We start from the raw sequence: 18,922 nt of genomic DNA, 5'->3' as shown, positions 1-18,922 counted from the left end.
GCAACATCTCGCTTCGTTTTATTCCTGCTCTACAACTGTTAAGCCGTCTATTTGCCAATTCAAGATTCCGCCACTCAAATTCATGACATCCTTGAAGCCATTTGCTTTAAGAATGCTTGCACCAATAGCAGATCGGGCACCGGAACGGCACTGTACGAGAAGCGGCTTATCGTGAGGAATCTCTTCCAGCCGCATGGCGAGCGTACCGAGCATGATGTGCTGGGCATCCGGAATATGTCCTTCCTTCCACTCAGCCAGATTGCGTACATCTACTACGTGAACCTCTCGCTTTTCCACCCGTTCTGCAATCTCCAACGGTGTTACCTCTTCGATTGTCTCGAGCGAAGACGCTTTACTTTCCATTAGCGTGTCGCAGTCGAGAAAACCTGTGACATGATCAATCCCTACGGAATGCAAGGCTTGCAAAATCTCGTCCAGCTCATCTGGGGTGGCCAGGATATGAACCGGGCGATCGTAATCAACGATCCAGCCCGCCCAGTTGGCGAATGACTTGTTAAAAGGAATGTGAAGTGTTCCCGCTAGATGCCCCTTCGCAAATTTCTGAAAAGGACGCGTGTCGACAATCTGTCCGTTTTCAAGCGATTCTTTTACCTGTTCAAGCGAGTTGAACTCTTGAACAACAGGGAGTTCGTTGAGCAAGGCAGGCCCTTCCTTATTAACCCGTTTCATCACTGCAAAATACGTTGGTGGCTCTGGTTGTCCATCCAGGAGTGCCTTGACGAATTCCTCTTCATTGGAGTGTGACATCGCCCAGTTAAAGAGCTTTTCATAACCGACGGTAGAAGACGGCACGGCCCCCAGTGCTTTCCCGCAAGCACTTCCCGCGCCATGAGCTGGCCATACCTGCATATAATCCGGCAGTTGCTTGAATTTTTGGAGAGACTGGAACATGGCTCTTGCGCCTGACTCGGACGTACCCTTCATTCCCGCTGCTTTTTCCAGCAAGTCCGGTCTGCCGATATCTCCCACAAAGACGAAATCTCCTGTGAAGATCCCAATGGGGCGATCTGCATTCCCACCGAGGTCTGTCAAAAGGAAGGAGATGCTTTCTGGTGTATGTCCAGGGGTATGCATGACTTCAAATAGCAAGTTCCCGATATAAAAGCGATCCCCATCATGAACAAGCTGATGGTTCAAACCTTCCAAGTATTGATATTTCCACTCTTCATCGCCCTCATTGGATAAAAATAGTTTCGCCTGATAAGCTGCGCCCAGTTCCCTTGCACCAGAAACAAAATCAGCGTGAATGTGGGTTTCGGTGGCGGCTACAATGGTAACCCCCTCTGCTTTGGCGACTTGAAAATAAGGAGCCAGATTGCGGCCGGGATCGATCACAATCGCCTCCCCGGTTTTTTGGCAGCCTACCAGATAAGATGCATGGGACAGTTTTTCATCATAAAAGTAACGCAACAACATCGTGCATTCCTCCTTTTACACCTCTATTATTTGTTTGATTTTTCCGCGAGTACTTCGAGCAGCGATTGGGTAAAACGAAGTGTCTTTTGGACGGTGGGATCCTTCATGAGCTTGTAAAGCGTGAACACGGAAACGGGTTCGCTTTTATGTTCGGCTCTTACTTTTGCTTCTTGGAAGACGGCCATTCCGTGCTCCACTTGCGCGGACACAGGAGCGATGTACGCTTTCACACCGTTAAGCAGATATTGCTGTGATTGCTTATCCTTTCCAAAACTTTCCAAAAAATCAGCAGCTTGTTCGAGGACGCTGACATACTTAACGAGCTTTGGCATCTTATCAAGCAAAGTAAACAGGGCGTCTATCGATTCTTTTTCCACAAAGAAACGGGACAGTTTACCATCTACTCGTTCAAACAAATACCGTAGCGATTCCTGATCGCGCAAGATCGATGTTGCTACTTCAAGTCCCTCTTCGACTGCCAGGACGGTATCTTTTATCTTCGGGAGCTTTTGGATCAATATGGTGATGGCTTCCTGAACTTCTGGATCAGATAAATCCTCTAAAAACATGTCAGAGCTTCTCTGTTCCTTCCTGTCATTCAAAATGTTGCTCTCCCCCTCTCTTTCAAAGACTGGCTTACATCAATCCTTTTAACATGCCATTCCAATAAAGGATGGGAAGCAGCTCTCTTTTCATCAGGTACATACTGAATCTCTCTTCAGATTGGTCAAAAGGAAAGGTTTCACATGGCATCAGGTTGTAATCAAATTCAGCCAGCACCAGTTTGTTGTATCCCGTTACGAGTGGGCAGGATGTATAACCGTCGTACTTGGCAGTCATTCGATTACCATTGATCAGTGCGAGCAGATTTTTCTCGACGACTGGCGCCTGTTTGCGAATAGCAGCTCCGGTTTTGGACGTGGGAAGATTCGCGCAATCTCCTATGCCGAAAATAGTGGGAAATCTTTTGTGCACAAGCGTAAATGGATCGACATCGACCCAGCCTCCTGTGTCTGCCAAAGCGCTGTTTGCAATGAAATCGGGCGCTTTCATGGGAGGGGTCACATGAAGCATGTCATACTTCCATACTTGCTGCTCTTTGGTGTCCAGATTCTCGAAAACGGCTTCTTTGGTATCCGCCCGCACTTCCATTAGGTTATGCTTGTATCTGGTTTCGATGTTCTTGCGACGAATGACGTCATTGAGAGTATTGGCATACGTCGGAACGTCAAAAATACTTCCCTTCGCCGACGCAAAAATGATCTCTGACTGGTTGCGAACATGTAACTTGCGAAAGTAATCATCGGCCAGATACATGATCTTCTGAGGGGCTCCGCCGCACTTTACGGGTGAGTTCGGGTGCGTAAAAATGGCAGTGCCGCCTTTAAAACTCCGGATAGCTTCCCATGTACTTTCTACCGTTTGGTAAGCGTAGTTGCTGCAAACACCGTTCTTGCCGACGGCATCTTTTAGGCCCTTTACCCCCTCCCATTCTATTTGCAGACCAGCAGCAACAACGAGATAGTCATAAGAGACGATGGCTCCCTGTTTCGTACGAAGCGTGTGTTGTTCCGGTTGAAACATGGTGACCGCATCGCAAATCCAGTCGACGCCCGCGGGGATCAGAGAGGCGAGGTCACGTTCGGATTCCTCTTTTTTGGCTGCACCCCCTCCGACTAATGTCCACAAAGGCTGATAATAATGCTTGAACGTAGGGTCGATGATGGCGACTTGTCCCATGAGCCTGTTGGAAGCCCGGACGATACGGGCAGCAACAGAGATACCGGCTGAACCTGCTCCCACGATGACAACCGTATAATGAACTTGTTTTGCCATAGTTCCTCCTTCGACGACGATATCATTTCCAATCGTACGATGATGGTTCATGAGGTGTAGTCTCTCTATTCAGTTTATTCCTTTGTCATTTTTTCCATATAGGGGAAGTCCCCTACTTTTTGGTCTATGCGATTAAAATGCCAGATCGAGATATCTATTTTTAATAGCGTATTGGATCAATTGATGCTTGGAATCCAGTCCTAGTTTCTGCATGATATTCGTTTTGTGGTTCTCTACGGTTTTGACACTGATTAACAGCTTATCTGCCATTTCTTTATTGGTATAGCCAAGCACAATGAGTCTGACAAGCTCCTTTTCACGTAGCGTTAAAACAGAAGGCATCGTCTTGGCATCCGATTTCAGCCATAGATTGATGATCTCTTCCGAAACGGAAGTCTTGTAAAAGCGTTTACCTCTGTAGACCTCCACAATGGCTTGGAGCAGCAGCTCGCCATGGCTGTTTTTTAAAATATACCCGTGAGCTCCGACAGTAATAGCCTTTTGGACAAAATCTCCTCGTCATGCATGGTCAATATAACGATTTTCACGAAAGGATTCGACTTGCGAATCTCATTGCTCGCTGAAAACCCATCTAGCCCATTCGGCAATGACAAATCCATCAGCACCACATCAGGCTCCAGCTGATTTGCTTTTAGGATGGCATCGTTCCCTGTATGACTCTCTCCGACAATTTTAATTTGAGAGTAACTTTCGAGAAGCACACGCAATCCCTTCCGAATCATCGTGTGATCATCAACTAAAAGCACTCGTATCACTCTGCTCTCCCTCCTTACCCACTACCGTTACCTTGATCGATGTACCTTCGTGGAGCACGGAGTGAATCTGAAGAGTCCCCTCCATGTGATCCACGCGTTCTTCCATATGTTTGAGACCCAGACCAACCTGAACCTGATCGCGAACAAAACCGATTCCGTTGTCCTGAATCAGTAAAGTCAGTTGGTCGTCTTCCTTGTACAAGATGACTTCAATGAGTGTCGCCTTCGCGTATTTCAGTGCATTATGTAAGGCTTCTTGGATCACACGGTACAAATTGATTTCCAAGATTGGCTGAAAATGATCGCTAACATTGCTGTAGGAAAAGGTAATGGAAACATCCTGATGTGTTTTGTTCAAGCTAGAAACAAGATGGCGTACTGTAGGAATCAGCCCCAGTTGATCAAGACTATGCGGACGCAGCTGTAGAGAATACAGCTTGACGTCTTGTATCGCTTTTTCCAGCTCATTCACGATCTCTTGCATGAATTCCCGGAAATGTCCTTCCTTGTTGAGGCGCGCTTGAATCGCCTGAATGCCTACCGAAACGGAATACAAGGATTGTCCTACGCCGTCGTGTAACTCCTGCGCCAGGCGCTTATGCTCGTTTTCTTGGGCTTCTAGCGTTTTTTGCAGAACCTGCTTGGAGATTCTGACTTCCTCTTCTTTTTTCTTGACCGTCATATCTTTCAATACCAAAAGGACATCCTGCATGTTTTGTTCACCATTTTCATAGATGACAGCCGTGCTCATCTCCATGTCGACGTACCGCCCTTCATACGTGGGCATCGCAGAGAGAAAATAGGGAATCTCCCGTTTGGCGAGCAAATAACATCGTTCTTCTCCCGTTTCCAGCTCTCTGTTTTGGCAGTAGGAGCAGAACGGCACCTTTTCTCCTCGTTTCCAACCGGTCATTTTCTCTGCGGATGGATTCATCACCATAATTTTTCGTTCCTGATCCATGAGAATAATCCCGTCCTGCAAATGGTCGAAGATTTGCTTCAGATAACCGCTATCCATCGCCTTCCCTTCATCGCCAGAGCGTTCAGAATAAGTCGGACTTTGATCCATCATTGGTCCTCCAAGCTACAAGTTTTGTTTTTATCCAATCGTAAGAGACAGAGGAAGTGTTTCAAATAGGTACCTTCCCCTATCTTATTGGGTTTCTGACATAAATACCTTGACTTAACTATGTGGAACAGGTAATCTTTACGCGCACCACAAACGGGATTTCATATAGTAGAAAGGTTGTATTGACTTCATGGCATTATCTCAAACTACTACCAAGAAACAGGTCAGCAAGGAAAAGTCTTCTCTCTCTTTGCTCTCTCTTACCGCAGGCTCATTTGCCATTGGGATGACGGAATTTGTCATTATGGGTCTGCTGCCGAATGTTGCAGCGGATTTGGATGTTAGTATCTCATCTGCGGGTCAACTCATTACCATGTATGCTCTAGGAGTAGCCGTCGGTGCACCGATACTGACAGTCCTCACCCACCGAATTCCCCAAAAGAAGCTGCTCTGTCTACTAATGGTTCTGTTTATTCTCGGGAACGGAATCTCTGTTTTTGCTCCCAACTACGCCATTTTGATGGGAGCACGCCTGATCACCGCTTTGACACATGGGACATTCTTTGGGGTTGGGGCTGTTGTAGCCTCCAGTCTTGTAAGTCCTGACAAACGTGCCGCAGCCGTTTCCATTATGATGGCAGGTCTGACGATCGCCAATATTATTGGTGTGCCTCTGGGGACTTTCATCGGTCAACATATGGGGTGGCGAGCATCATTTGGCTCTATTGCGATCATGGGAATCATAGCACTGATCGGAATACTCGTTTTCGTCCCAAAAATGCGGCAAGAAAACACCGGGAGTATCACTGGGCAAATTACCGCTCTTCTCAAGCCCAAGCTCCTTCTGTACCTCCTTATTGGAGCACTAGGCAACGCAGGTCTATTCACCGTGTTTACGTATATTACGCCACTGCTGACACAAATTACCGGTTTTGCTGAGTATCATGTAACGTGGATTCTTGTCCTCTTCGGCTGTGGAGTGACCATCGGCAATATCGTGGGCGGAAAGCTTGCGGATTGGAAGCTGATGCCTTCCATACTCGGACTTTACTTTACGATTTGTATCATTCTCACGCTGTTTACGTTTACCGTATATAGTCCAATTACTGCCGTATTGACCATTTTTCTATGGGGCGCTGCTTCTTTCGCTGTATTTCCAGGGCTGCAAGTACGTGTGATGAACCTCGCACAGAATGCTCCGGCGCTTGCTTCTACCTCCAGTCATTCTGCCGGAAATCTAGGAAATGCAGCTGGTGCTTTCATTGGCGGATGGGTTATTACTCATCTTGATATTACCGCCCTTCCATGGGTCGGTGCTGTGCTCGTAGCACTGGGTCTGATTTTAGGAATCGCTTCTTATATAGCTGAACGCAAGCTGCAACAAAGTGAAAAAGGGTACTCCATGTGAGCACCCTTTTTTCTTTTGTTCTGGTCTAAGCCGTTCCATACGGTTTTGCAAGGAGTCGTTCCCACATCGGAATAAACTGCTTGATCAGCGGTCCAATCGCAAGTGCCGTCACAAAGGTTCCCACCGAAACGGGCCCACCAAGCAACAATCCCAACACCATTACCGTACACTCTATACCGATTCTGACTTTACCGATGCCCCATCCCATTCGCTCATGTAAAGCCAACATAAAACTGTCGCGTGGACCAGCTCCCAATCGCGGCGAAATATACATGCCCGTGCCAACCGTATAGATGAGCAGACCGACAGCGAACAAAATGGCTCGTTCTATAACGGTCTCTCCTGTAGGAATCCAGTGCAGCCACATGAATATGTCAATAAACAGCCCGAAGAAAAACATGTTTAAAAACATACCCACGTTAGGCCGGATCTTGCCAATGATGTAGGAAGCGAGAATGATTATGGCTCCCACGATTTGCGACCATATGCCGATAGTCAGTCCAAATGTCTTCTGTAATCCAATATGCAGTGTATCCCACGGTGCAACACCTAAATGAGCCTCAATCATCATGCCAATACCAAACGCCATGACCGCTAGTCCGCTCATAAACACACTGTATCGAACGGCAAGCGGATGAAGTAGTAACTTCCTCCACATCATTTTCTCCCCCTCTAAAATTTCTAGCTTTTACAGCACACGTAGGTGGGGATTTGGTGAATGTTACCTTATTGGCAACTTGATTTCCACGATGGTACCCTTGTTGATCTCACTTGAGATGCTGATGGTGCCTTTGTGATCTTTCATTATTTTATTGCTGACAAGTAAACCTAAGCCTGTTCCTTTCTCTTTCGTGGTATAAAAAGGTTCGCCGAGTCTAGGTAGCAGCTCTTGGGAAATGCCACATCCATTGTCGGTAAAGCGAATTAGTACGTGGTTATCACGTAGGCATGTGGTTTCTATGCTGATTTCGCCATTCCCCGTGATTGCATCCAGGGAATTCTTCAAAATATTGATAAAGACTTGTTTTACTTGATTTTCTTCTCCATTAATCGTGATCGGAATATGGCTGAAAATGGTGTTGATCGTAATGTTGTTTAGATTCGCTTCTGATTCGAGAAACTTTACCACACTTTCAATGAGAGGGTGTAATAGAATCTGCTTCACATTCAGAGTTTGCGGTTTCGCCAATACAAGCAGCTCACTCACGATAAAGTTGATGCGATCTAGCTCGGCCAACATAATGTCTGTATAAATGGCGCCATCTGATAGTGTTGGCCGCAAATACTGAATAAAGCCTTTTAATGACGTAAGCGGATTTCTTATTTCGTGCGCGATACTTGCAGCCAATTCACCGATTACGGACAACTTCTCTGTTCTCCTGAGAAGTTCTTCATTTTGCTTCATCTCCGTAATGTCACGTGTAACGTTGATGAAGTATTGTCTTTCGCCATCCGAGCTGAAAAAAGGCATTCCTTTTGATTCGAGGTAGATCCATTTCTCGTTTTCCACTTTGTATCGATACTCACATGTAATAGGTATATGGGATTGAAGCATAGTGGAAAATCGCTCACAGACGAGTGATGCATCTTCTGGATGTATGCTTTCAATGATAATTTGGCTCGTCCCTAATTTCTTCAGATGTGAAGGTGAACTATACGATACGTGACCGTTCTTATCAATCACGGATATAAAGTCTGCCGTGTGTTCCGCAATAAATCGATACTGTTCCTCGCTCTTGCGCAAAGCTTCTTCAGACTGCTTTCGCTCGGTGATATTGCGTGAAACGAAAAGAAAGCTATCGACTTCTTTGTTCTCAGACATGATCGGAACACAACGCGACTCCCAGTACACCCACGATCCATTTTTATGGCGTATTCTGATCTCCATTTGTACATTTTGGGGATTCGTAGAGAGTAAGTAACGCAGGTCTTGCACGATTTTCACATCATCGGGATGAATGAGATCAAAACTATTCGTTTGCAGAAATTCATCCGGTGTGTATCCCAAATGGTGCTCGATAGAAGGAGATACAAAAAGATTATTCATGTGTACATCATGCTGACAAATAACATCACTTGTATTTTCTACGAGGATACGGTACTTTGCCTCGCTGGTCACGAGAGCCTCTTCCGCCATTTTGCGGTCTGTAATGTCCCTTGCGATGACTGAAGTGCCAACGATCGTTCCTTCTGTATCTCTTATAGGGGAAGCTGTTAGACCAACCTGCACGATCTGGCCATTTTTTCGTTGACGCACGGTCTCATAGCCCGTAATATTTATTCCTTCATATTTAACCTCGTGGAAAATTTCCTTTGTCTCATGAATGAGATCTTCAGGTACAAGACAGTACGGGTCGTTCAGGAGGTCTTGATATGTCCAACCATAGATTTTTTCAAAAGCACTATTCACAAAAAGTATATGACCCTGCATGTCCCTAATTGAAATCGCGTCTGTAGTCGTTTCAACCAGTGACTGTAGCAGCTCTTTCATGTTGAACTGTTCTTGTCTAAGGTCGACTCGCTGAGCTTCTTTATCCATAGGTTTATACCTTCCTTAAACGAAGATTGTGAATAATGTTAATATTCTATGCTTGTTGAAAATATCCTTGAGAAATTATCTATCCCACTAAAAAAAATACCGCCCCTTAAAAAGGAGCGGATATTCAGGCATCATTTCCTAATCTACTCGATTTTTATTGGGTGCTTTCCTCAGAAGCCATAGCACTGGCTTTCGTCTCATGAACGGTGCCAAATGGATGTTGAGGTGGCGCGTAGATGGAATATACTTTAAGCGGCGTATTACCCGTATTAATGACATTGTGCCATGTGCCCGCAGGGACCATGATGGCATCGTTATCGTTGACTCTTTGTTCAAAATCTAAATGATCTTTGCGATCCCCCATCCGAACAAGTCCTTGCCCTTCTTCCACTCGGATGAATTGATCCGTATTCGGATGAATTTCTAAACCAATGTCGTCTCCAACATTTATACTCATCAGCGTCACTTGCAAGTGCTTCCCTGTCCATAATGCCGTACGGAATGTATTGTTTTGCTTTGTGGCTTGCTCAATATTCACGACAAATGGCTTTGGTCCATAATCTCTTAATTCGATGGTACGCTGATAAGGATTCCGGCTTCTATTCCAGCTTGCATGGTTCCCATTGTAATAATGAGGACTCCAGCCATAGTGAAAATGGTTGTTATTCCAGCTGGCAAGCATGGGATAATGCCATTGATAGTAATAGTAAGAGTTGTTGTACATCTCCATCCCCTCTTCACTGTATAGGATTTACCCTTTAGCCTATGTGGTTACCTGATGAGAGGTAACTATCCTGAAGAGCAATTTCGGATGGGTCTTCCTCCACAAACACATTCCTTATAAATAATCGTCTCATGAATACGAAAACCGTACATGATAATCCTAACGATAAGGGTAAAGGAAAAATAAAGATATTACGTGAGGAGTTCGTGGCGAATTGGAGAGGAAGGCTCTATGTGTCATGAAGAAAGGGCGAACGAATTGAACAATAAAATCATGAATTTTATCAAATACAAAGGGGTTGTATGGAAAATCCCGCTTGCCTCCGCACTGTCATGGGAGCTTGCGGAATGGGCTGGGTCCAAGCATCCGTACCTGGCTCCTCTGACGGTCATTTTAACCATTCAATTATCGCTCGACAAATCCATACAATTCGCTTGGCAACGTGTTTTGGGGACCATTGTCGGAGTCCTTTTTACTGTATGGATAACGCCTATAATCGTTACAGACGGTTGGAGTATCGGCCTTCTCTTATTTGTCGGCGCTCTCATCGTAACGTGGGTGAAATGGGATCATGCCATCCTGGTGCAAGTTGCTCTTAGCATCTTATTAGTCATGTACTTTCAAAGCAAAATGCCAACTTATTCTCTAGATCGTATACGCGATACAATCATTGGAGCGGTAGTCGCCATTGTCATCCATATCATGTTATTCCCTCCCGATTCCGTTCACAAAGCCCGCAAAAAGATGATTCATTTCTCTGATCATCTATCTAATCATTTTAAACAGACTGCGGCTTGGATTAATGAGGGCTGTCCCGCCAATAAGACCCAAGCTTTGCAAACAAAATTGCAATCGCTATTTCAGGAGCTTCATCAGGCGACAACTGAGCTGGATAAAGCAGAAAAGGGCTTGCGTTACCATCCGTTTGGCACCCAAAAACGCGAGGCTTTGAAACCACTGACTCAGCAAATGGAACTGCTTCGGTCGGGATATGCCAATCTAGTCGATATGATACGAGTTTTTACGAAATGGTCGGAAAGTGGCGATTTTGCGAAGGAAAATCAACAAGTATGGACACGGCATGTAAGCGAGTTAGCGAAGCTGATTCAGCAATGGAAAAACGGATTGGATGATCCTGTAACTTCTAGCTCCACGACCACGGAATCCACTCCGCAAATAAAATCCCCTGTCCATATGCAAAACGCTCTATACCCGGCTGCGTTACATATGAACGCCGAACAAGTGATTCAAGATTTCCAGCGTTTTACTAAATGACTGTAGTCTTCAACCGTATCGACATCCGTGAATAAGTCCGCGCTTGTAAAATCGATGGATACTCCCAATGTACTTTCTCGGATGAGCTTCCTCGCTCCTTGGTCGTACTCCAATCGCAGCAGGTCAGGGAACATCCGCCGAGCAAAAATAACGGGTGGTCTGGACAAACCGTCATGCCTCGAGGCTACGAAACCAACGTTGGTCGTAGCCTGATAGTGAATGAGCAGTTCATTGATCATCGCTGTTGTAATCAATGGTTGATCCGCTAACAAAATCATAACAGCTGCCGCGTTCATCGCTTGTGCAGCCGCTATACCGCAACACAGGGAGTGCGATTGCCCCAAGTGCGATTCCCAGCAGTGAATTACTGTCCACTTTCGATGAGACGGTCCCTGGTAAAATGTACGATCGATCCAATCTGCCGTAGGGTCGCCAGATACGATTACGACATCATCCAACTCGGAGCGTAAGGCCGCTGCCAACGCATAATTTCCCAATTTCATAGACCCCAATGGAAGTCGAAGCTTATCCGAACCCATTCGGGTACTTTTTCCTGCCGCCAAATAAATACCTACGATTTTATTAGGCTTCATGGGAACCACTTTCTCGCCTTTGGTTTTTTCTTCGTACCGATATCAGTTCTGCTAAAATACTGATGGCAATTTCCTCTGGCCCCTCAGCTCCTATGGCGAGACCTACAGGAAAGTGAACATTCATTGGAACCTGTAAGCCTGATAGCAACCGTTCCGTTCTCCTTTTCGATCCCAAAATTCCTACATAACGAAGCTGCCGATCAGAAAGTAGTCGAAGCAGCTGTTGATCCCTTCTCAAATAGTGAGTCATAACAACCACATAATCGAAGGGAGAAAATTGAATGGCACGTATTGCTTCCTCCGGAAACCCCAAAATAAAAGACGTAGCATCCGAAAAAAAACGTCTGTCGCATAAAGCCGGTCTCCAATCTGAGACGATTACGGAAAAGCCGGTGGCTGCCGCCAATTCGGCAAGCGGTCTCGAATCTGGTCCCGCACCAAATATGATCAGACGCGGTTGTGGGTCATACCGATGCACGAAAACATCGGATTGGATAGTTGAGATAAATCTCATGCCGCTCGTACAGGAAGGCTCTGACTTGGTCGATATCATATCTACAAGTGCCTGAGGAAATTCTCCTCTCCACTCCCCGAACAGCTGAAGATTTTCGGTCAGGAAAGCATAATCGGTAACAGAACCGTCAGCGCCTAATCTTTTAACGTGCATGACCACGATTTGTTGATCCAAGTAATGCTTCAATGTACATAAATGATCCAGTAGAGTATCATGAACCGGCTCCATTGTTACATGAATGACACCGCCGCACCCTTGTTCTTCCCCCCAAGACAAAATCTCCGATGATTGCATATCGAATAAGAAGCTGCGAGAAATGCCTGCTTCCAACATTTCAGGTACGAAAGACGCAAGATGAGCCTCCAAACAACCGGCGCTTACTACCCCAATTTGGGAACCACCTTCCAGAAACAGCATGGAGACACCTTCTCGACGATAGGCGCTCCCTTCGACTTGGGTAATCGTCGCTAGCACGCTTCTTAGGTCGGTACGTTGAATGGTTTCCAAAATACGATGGATTTCCTCCAACCTCTCCCCTCCTTGGGCTACCAAAGGCAGCAGGACCTATCCTTATTTTTTGGGTGTAAAAACGTCCTTCACCGCATTGTGAATTTCTTCATAGGACATGCATCTGCAAATGTTGGATTCTAGCCAAACTTTGATGGTTTCTTCATCTGCTTGCGGGTGAGTATTCCGTAGCCCTTCACAATTCATAATAAAGCCCGACGTACAGTAACCGCACTGGAATGCCTGATTCTGAACAAAAGCATGTGGAACGGGTGAATTTCTCAAACCCTCAATCGTAGTAATGCGCTTCCCATTCGCCTCCACGGTAAGCATCAAGCACGCTTTCATAGTTAGTCCGTCTACCAAAATCGTACACGTGCCGCAATCGCCGTTATCGCAGCCAGATTTACTTCCCGTGAGTCCTAATTTGTCTCGAAGTGTGTATAAGAGAATATCAGCCGCTCTTCCATGAATGGCTTGTTTTTCCCCATTCACTTCGAATTCAATAGGATACCATGTAATTCTATGCGATGACATGCTTTACCCTCTTTCTAAAGTTTTGATTGCATCAGCCATTGTTTGCTTAAGGACAAATTTTCGATAAGGTGCGGAGCCTTCAGCATTCGTTATCACTGGAGCAGGTAATTTACTCATCGCCTGCTCAATTCTTACTGCCAATGGGATCGAGGATTCGTTCAACACCTCTTCGATTTCAAAAGATCGGAACGGGAAAGAGCACACGCCACTGTATGCCGTATGAATCCGATTATTTTTCTTAAGTGCAGCTATTGTGACAAGCGGGTAACCAATTTTGCCGATCTGTCTTTTTTTGTAATGAACATAAGGCGATGATAAATAACTTCGGTGTGTTACGGTTTGCACAAGCAATTCATCCGGTTCCAATCTCAATTGTTGTGTGAATACCTGATGTATGGAAGCCTCTTTTACTCCTCGTATTCCTGCTATGATCACTTTACTGTTTGCCAATAATAGCGGCAAAACGGCCTCCCGGAAATGAATTCTTCCAGCAATATTTCCCCCGAGCGTGATTTTATTCCGCGCTGTTTGATCGGCAATGCCCTGTGCCGTTTCACTGAGTAACGGAAACAAGTTCGCCGCGGATAAAGCAGATAATGTGACACAAGCTCCGATAACCAGCTTATCGTTCTGGATTTCCATTACATTGCACGCTGGAATTGCTTTCAAATCAATAACAGCACCCGGATGAATGGAATTCGTTCGAGCCCATGTGATGATTTCCGTGCCTCCGGCGTAATACATCGGATTTTTACCCCGTTTGTGCAGCAACTGAAACCATTCCACAGCTTTCTGAATGGAAGCGGGTTGGTAATAGTCAAAGTCAAACGGAATCATGGGTCGTCCTCCAGATCATCTCAGGCGTCAGAGGCAAATGATTAAGCGCTACTCCAGCGGCGTTACTCAGACTATTCGCCAATGCTGCGGGCATACCAATTAATCCGTGTTCTCCGATGCCACGCAATCCGTAAGGCGCTTCCAAATGAGGTGTCTCAACGAAATCAATAAGGTACTGCGGCTGCTCACCAAAACGAATCAATTTGTAGGTTCGAAAATTCGGATTTAAGATGGCGCCTTTCTCATTGAATAAAAAAGCTTCGCGGCTAGCAAAACTTAAGCCCATGCTGATGGCACCTGTAACTTGGCTGCGTGCAAATACAGGATTGATTATCTTACCAGCATCGATGACTGATGCTGCTTTCACAATTTTGTACGTGTAGTCTTTCGTATTGAATTCTACTTCTACCGCCTGTGCGCCAACTGTCCATTCCGGGCCGGGATTTCCCTTACCTGTTTCAGGATCCAGTTCTGTTAAGTTCCGCATCGCATAGCTTCCGCGACCGATAATTTGACCGCCGATCGTATTTCCATTTGGGTATTGATAGCCGTTAGCGATTTTCTCAATCCGTATCCCTCTATCAGGATGATCCGTAAAGAAAACCCTGCCCCCTCCTACCTCCAAATCCTTCGGTGAACATTGCAATACGATGGCAGCTATGTTTTTTAACTGTGCGATGGCATTATCGGCTGCATGTAGAATCGCATTGCCAACTAAAAAGGTACTGCGGCTCGCCACTGTTTTCCAATGATGAGGATCGGCCTCGGTGTTCACTCCTGTAGAAATTTGAATCATTTGCTCATCCATCTGTAATCGCTCTGCCAACAGCTGAGTCAGTGCGGTTCTCGTACCTTGACCGATTTCTACTGCACCGCAGAGCAGATTAACGCTTCCATCCTCATTAAACGCAATAATAGCTCCTGCACCGGCATCGGTCGGCGTACTTGAATTTTTCCAGAAGCAGCAAACCCCTTTTGCACGAATGAGGTGGCCATTCGATGTCCGCGACGGAAGGTCGTCCCAGTCGATTATTCTTTGTAATTTGGCAATACACTTGGGCAAATCCCCCAAATTACTTCGATTCAGCAAGGTTTGCGTGGGGGACGTATCTCCGGGTTCTATCGCATTGTATAAGCGAAATTTCAATGGGTCCATCCCCACTCGGTTCGCCAAAAGATCCATCGCCCGTTCTATGGCAAAAGTTTGTTCTGGATGACCGAATCCTCGAAATGAGGTGGAATATGGATGATTCGTATACATGCAAAAAGAATCGCATTGAACGTTGTCGATGCGATATGGCCCCGTACAATCGGAGGCTCCGGCTCGGCTCATGACCGCACCCCGATCGGAATACGCGCCGCCGTCATACAAATGCAAAATTTCGGCGGCCATTAGTTTTCCATCGCGGGTACAGCCTAGCTTGATTTTGGCATCCAGGCCGATATGTACGGGAGAAGAGATCATATCCACTTCCCGAGAGTTTACGAATTTTACAGCTCTTCCTCCAACCGCACGGGAAGCCAAATAAGCAAGAAATTCCGGTTGAATCGCGGCTTTTCCTCCAAAACTTCCGCCGACTAATGGCGTATGAACAATTACTTTATGAAGGGGAATATGAGCAGCTTGGCTGATTGCCCTACGGATGACGTAAGGCGATTGTGAAGCGGAATGGATGATCACTCTGCCATCGGGCATAATTTGTGCCGTACTGCATCTCTTTTCCATTGCAGCGTGATCCGATTGTGGTAAAGTCACCTCGACCTCTACGATATGGTGGCAATTTCTCCAACCTTCCGCCATATTTCCCTTGCGGATTTTGGTTCTGTTCGCAATGTTGGTTCCCGGCTCAGGGTAAACCTCTTCGTGGCGTTTGTACTCGGCAAGATGATCGTGAACAAGTGGAGCATTTTTTTGAAATGCCTCCCGAGGGGAAAGAACCGTCGGCAAAAGTTCATAATCCACCTTGATTCGGTAAGTCGCCATCTCTGCAATATATTCTTGTTCCGCGACCACGAGGGCAACGGGCTCGCCGTAATATCTTACTTTGTCTATTGCGATTGGAGGACGGTCTTCCAGTGGTGACCCTGTCAGTTTCGGGTAATATTGTCCGGTTATAATCGCTTTTACACCGGGTATTTTCATGGCTTCAGTCAAATCGATCGATTTTATGGTAGCGTGAGCATGCGGACTGATAGCAACTTTGGCATGTAGAAGTCCTGGTGTAGAACGATCATTGGTATATTGGGCTGTCCCTGTTACCTTTTCCCATGTTTCCTTTCTAGGAATACTTTTCCCAATTGATCGTCGCATGTAGACCCCATCCTTAAACCGTAATGAGTTTGCTACGCTCCCGTACTTCCTAGCCTATATATATACAACACTTGTTGTCCGTATTAATGAAATGGCTATGATTGGTTGCCTGTCAGCCTTTCGCGCGTATCAATTTCTATGCCGGATAATCGTTTGGTAAAGGTCGCTCGCCAATTTGTAGATAGCTCCTCTACTTCAAGTAGCTTTTTCATGCCCTCGATATTCTCTTTTTCTTGATGCATGATTTGGTTTGCATAAGAGACTGTTATCGCTTTTGGATGAGAAGAGAGTCTTGTCAATCCATCCGTAGGAGACACAAGCCCTTCTTTCAGCACGCGAAAATAAAAACCGGTATAGCCGGTCTCCTGAACCTTTACCAACATTTCAGGCACACCGTAACGCACGGATAATTTATAACAAGGTTGTCTCGGTTGACTGACCTGTACGATCGCTTCCCCTAGCTGAAAGGTATCACCGATGCATACGTCCGTCTCAACTAATCCCCGAATCGTCATATTTTCTCCGAATGCACCGATTGCCAGCTCTCTCTGTAATTCAGCTTCCCAGAATGGGTAGTGTTCATACGGATAGACGCATACTGCCTTTTCCTTCCCTCCATGGTGGACAAGATCTGCCTGTCCATCTCCTTCGAAGTTCAAAAAGGATAAATAAAGAGCTTTTGTGGCGGGGGTTTTGTAAATGCCGGTAGAAACCTCTTTGTTTTGATACTGTACTTGTTTTGGTTTCCCTACATTTATGGAAAGGATTTCGATATTCACAAGAGATCACCTCATTCTTTCATGGAATGTGTATTGTGCACTACATCCATATAATTTCATAATAGTTTGTTCTATAATAATAGGAAAATCCTATTGTTAGATCATGTATCGCCGGAGGGATGGTCGTTGGAGCTCAAGCAATTAGAGTACTTTATGGCACTGTGCCAGGAGTTGAATTTTACTCGTGCAGCCGAGAAATTGGGCATTGCGCAGCCTTCACTCAGTCAGCAAATCCGTTTGCTTGAGCATGAAATCGGCATGCCCTTGTTTGATCGCGTCGGCAAACGAACGGTTATGACAGAAGCAGGCAAAACATTGCTTCACCACAGCTATAATGTGTTTCATGAGTTGTCACAGGCACGTGCAGCGATTAGTGAGCTGCAAGGCTTAAGCAGAGGCACTTTAAAAATTGGCGTACTGCTGACGGTTGTCAATTACTTGCTCCCACCTACTGTTATCGAGTTTCACCAGCGTTATCCGAAGGTTGAATTGTCTATTTTCGGGTTAAGAACCGGTGATATTTATGAAGGACTTTTGAAAAACGAACTCGATCTTGGTATTGTTTTTTTGCCTATGGAGCATGACGATCTGGAAACCATTCCGCTCTATACAGAAAATCTGGCCTTAGGAGTACCTGTGGCTCATCCGATCGCGAAGGAACCATTTGTTTCGCTTGCGATTTTGAAAGAAACCTCCTCCATTTTATTGCCCAACACGTACTTTTTGCGTCAGTTGATTGATGAAAAGTGTCAGGAGCTGGGCTTCTCGCCACAGCCTGTTTTGGAGATGACCACAATGGAATCTATCACGAATATGGTCGGGCAAGGTGTCGGTGTCACGGTACTTTCGAAAGGCTACCTCGACTATATCGATGATAAACGGATTCGCACAATTCCGATCCAACAGCCCACTATCACGGCGCAAATCGGTATCGTTTATCGGAAAAACAAGTATTTGTGTGCAGCAAGCCGAGTTTTTATGGAGCATTTGATTGCTACGGTAAAACGCGATGATGCTCGATGATGAGAGAGTCAAGATCAGTTTATGGCGAGGCAAATCATTGTTCAATAGCATAGTTATTATCGTTTCGATAGGTATTACCTATCATTATTTAGTCATTCCCAGAGGAAAGATGCTCGGGGCATTCTCTCAAAGATGCTTCGTGCGTGAGATACTTTTCCATGAACGCGCAATAATGAGGTGTATGGGAATCACCTGTATTCGGTCGAAAATGAATGCAGCCTAAACAGGGCTCAGCTACAACGAGATGTCCACGTCTTTGCATCGCTGTTATCACGGACCCGAGCCCGATCTCGAAATCTTCCAGTATCTCATCTGGAATTGAGTGAAGGGCTTCCTCCAGTGTATGCCCCCATTTTTCAAGGCTCGATGCAGCTTCTTCCCCTATTGCAGTCAGTTGAAGCAGGGTCACTCGACGATCTTCTTTTTTAGGTACTTTCGTCATGTGTCCTTTTGTTACGAGGCCATTGATGATCTTAACAGCTGTCACATGCGTTGTTCCTATTGCTTTGGCAAAGTTACCAATGGACGCCACGTCGCTTCTCGTATACAAAGTGAACAGCAACGCCTGAATTTGTACGGGTGACAATCCCTGTTCATCACTCTCAGCCTGGGACACCTTTTTTATCGCTTGGGACATACGAAATAGCGCCATCATGATACGGGCTGAGCGATTTTCCTTACGTTGTTGGGGATCAAACATCATGAGCTTATCTTACCTTCCATGTTCCATTCTTCTATCCATTGTAAATGGAAACAT

At 45.7% G+C, this 18,922-nt stretch carries 17 protein-coding genes and 1 pseudogene; 3 read left to right on the top strand and 15 right to left on the bottom strand.

Features of this window, described 5'->3' with window-relative positions:
- Window positions 1-18: 18 nt before the first annotated feature.
- From ACQ5DJ_RS04020 to ACQ5DJ_RS04000, 5 genes and pseudogenes are all read right to left on the bottom strand, one after another.
- Window positions 19-1,437, bottom strand: a complete 1,419-nt coding sequence (locus ACQ5DJ_RS04020; RefSeq protein ID WP_429841290.1) for an MBL fold metallo-hydrolase — start codon at window positions 1,435-1,437, stop codon at window positions 19-21.
- A gap of 26 nt (window positions 1,438-1,463) precedes the next feature.
- A complete protein-coding gene (locus tag ACQ5DJ_RS04015; RefSeq protein WP_429841289.1) occupies window positions 1,464-2,039 on the bottom strand; it encodes a hypothetical protein in 576 nt (191 codons plus the stop codon).
- 34 nt (window positions 2,040-2,073) lie between these two features.
- Window positions 2,074-3,273, bottom strand: coding sequence for an FAD/NAD(P)-binding oxidoreductase (locus ACQ5DJ_RS04010; protein ID WP_429841311.1), 1,200 nt, complete (start codon window positions 3,271-3,273; stop codon window positions 2,074-2,076).
- Window positions 3,274-3,405: 132 nt separating this feature from the next.
- Window positions 3,406-4,049 (bottom strand): annotated as a pseudogene (locus tag ACQ5DJ_RS04005) (response regulator).
- The gene (locus ACQ5DJ_RS04000) at window positions 4,027-5,118 is read right to left on the bottom strand and encodes a PAS domain-containing sensor histidine kinase (RefSeq protein ID WP_429841310.1); all 1,092 of its coding nucleotides are present in this window, start codon (window positions 5,116-5,118) and stop codon (window positions 4,027-4,029) included. The pseudogene ACQ5DJ_RS04005 and the gene ACQ5DJ_RS04000 overlap by 23 nt, the downstream one beginning before the upstream one ends.
- Before the next feature lie 190 nt (window positions 5,119-5,308).
- Between ACQ5DJ_RS04000 and ACQ5DJ_RS03995 the strand changes: the two genes are divergently transcribed.
- Window positions 5,309-6,526 (top strand): MFS transporter, encoded by a 1,218-nt coding sequence (locus ACQ5DJ_RS03995; protein WP_429841288.1) that lies wholly within the window; start codon window positions 5,309-5,311, stop codon window positions 6,524-6,526.
- 25 nt (window positions 6,527-6,551) lie between these two features.
- Here ACQ5DJ_RS03995 and ACQ5DJ_RS03990 read toward each other — a convergent pair whose 3' ends face one another.
- The 3 genes from ACQ5DJ_RS03990 to ACQ5DJ_RS03980 form a co-directional block, all read right to left on the bottom strand.
- Window positions 6,552-7,184 carry a YczE/YyaS/YitT family protein gene (locus ACQ5DJ_RS03990; protein ID WP_429841309.1) on the bottom strand — a complete coding sequence of 211 codons (633 nt, stop codon included), beginning with the start codon at window positions 7,182-7,184 and terminating at the stop codon, window positions 6,552-6,554.
- A 63-nt stretch (window positions 7,185-7,247) separates the two neighbouring features.
- On the bottom strand, window positions 7,248-9,065 hold the full coding sequence (locus ACQ5DJ_RS03985; protein ID WP_429841287.1) for a PAS domain S-box protein: 1,818 nt from the start codon (window positions 9,063-9,065) through the stop codon (window positions 7,248-7,250).
- 154 nt (window positions 9,066-9,219) lie between these two features.
- Window positions 9,220-9,789 carry a cupin domain-containing protein gene (locus ACQ5DJ_RS03980; protein ID WP_429841286.1) on the bottom strand — a complete coding sequence of 190 codons (570 nt, stop codon included), beginning with the start codon at window positions 9,787-9,789 and terminating at the stop codon, window positions 9,220-9,222.
- 231 nt (window positions 9,790-10,020) lie between these two features.
- On the opposite strand from ACQ5DJ_RS03980, the gene ACQ5DJ_RS03975 reads away from it, so the two are divergent.
- Window positions 10,021-11,064: an FUSC family protein gene (locus tag ACQ5DJ_RS03975; RefSeq protein WP_429841285.1), complete on the top strand. Its 1,044-nt coding sequence runs from the start codon at window positions 10,021-10,023 to the stop codon at window positions 11,062-11,064.
- Here ACQ5DJ_RS03975 and ACQ5DJ_RS03970 read toward each other — a convergent pair.
- The 6 genes from ACQ5DJ_RS03970 to ACQ5DJ_RS03945 all read right to left on the bottom strand — a co-directional run bounded on the left by ACQ5DJ_RS03970 (window position 11,037) and on the right by ACQ5DJ_RS03945 (window position 17,142).
- On the bottom strand, window positions 11,037-11,657 hold the full coding sequence (locus tag ACQ5DJ_RS03970) for a nucleotidyltransferase family protein (protein WP_429841284.1): 621 nt from the start codon (window positions 11,655-11,657) through the stop codon (window positions 11,037-11,039). The two genes, ACQ5DJ_RS03975 and ACQ5DJ_RS03970, sit on opposite strands and share 28 nt — an antisense overlap.
- On the bottom strand, window positions 11,647-12,699 hold the full coding sequence (locus tag ACQ5DJ_RS03965; RefSeq protein WP_429841283.1) for an XdhC family protein: 1,053 nt from the start codon (window positions 12,697-12,699) through the stop codon (window positions 11,647-11,649). Before ACQ5DJ_RS03965 ends, ACQ5DJ_RS03970 begins: the two co-directional genes overlap by 11 nt.
- 42 nt (window positions 12,700-12,741) lie before the next feature.
- Window positions 12,742-13,215, bottom strand: coding sequence for a (2Fe-2S)-binding protein (locus ACQ5DJ_RS03960; protein ID WP_429841282.1), 474 nt, complete (start codon window positions 13,213-13,215; stop codon window positions 12,742-12,744).
- Window positions 13,216-13,218: 3 nt separating this feature from the next.
- Entirely contained in the window at window positions 13,219-14,052 is an 834-nt protein-coding gene (locus tag ACQ5DJ_RS03955; RefSeq protein WP_429841281.1) for an FAD binding domain-containing protein, read from the bottom strand.
- On the bottom strand, window positions 14,039-16,363 hold the full coding sequence (locus ACQ5DJ_RS03950; protein ID WP_429841280.1) for a xanthine dehydrogenase family protein molybdopterin-binding subunit: 2,325 nt from the start codon (window positions 16,361-16,363) through the stop codon (window positions 14,039-14,041). The genes ACQ5DJ_RS03955 and ACQ5DJ_RS03950 overlap by 14 nt, the downstream gene beginning before the upstream one ends.
- Before the next feature lie 95 nt (window positions 16,364-16,458).
- Window positions 16,459-17,142 (bottom strand): MOSC domain-containing protein, encoded by a 684-nt coding sequence (locus ACQ5DJ_RS03945; protein ID WP_429841279.1) that lies wholly within the window; start codon window positions 17,140-17,142, stop codon window positions 16,459-16,461.
- 126 nt (window positions 17,143-17,268) lie between these two features.
- Here ACQ5DJ_RS03945 and ACQ5DJ_RS03940 point away from each other — a divergent pair, with 126 nt between their 5' ends.
- The gene (locus ACQ5DJ_RS03940; protein ID WP_429841278.1) at window positions 17,269-18,165 is read left to right on the top strand and encodes a LysR family transcriptional regulator; all 897 of its coding nucleotides are present in this window, start codon (window positions 17,269-17,271) and stop codon (window positions 18,163-18,165) included.
- 88 nt (window positions 18,166-18,253) lie between these two features.
- Here ACQ5DJ_RS03940 and ACQ5DJ_RS03935 read toward each other — a convergent pair whose 3' ends face one another.
- Window positions 18,254-18,868 carry a MarR family winged helix-turn-helix transcriptional regulator gene (locus ACQ5DJ_RS03935; RefSeq protein WP_429841277.1) on the bottom strand — a complete coding sequence of 205 codons (615 nt, stop codon included), beginning with the start codon at window positions 18,866-18,868 and terminating at the stop codon, window positions 18,254-18,256.
- Between the last annotated feature and the right edge of the window lie 54 nt (window positions 18,869-18,922).

It is taken from the genome of Brevibacillus sp. FIR094 (assembly GCF_050477165.1).
Classification (GTDB): domain Bacteria; phylum Bacillota; class Bacilli; order Brevibacillales; family Brevibacillaceae; genus Brevibacillus.
The sequence above is the reverse complement of the archived record's forward strand: the minus strand, read 5'-3'. Positions and strand labels throughout refer to the sequence as shown.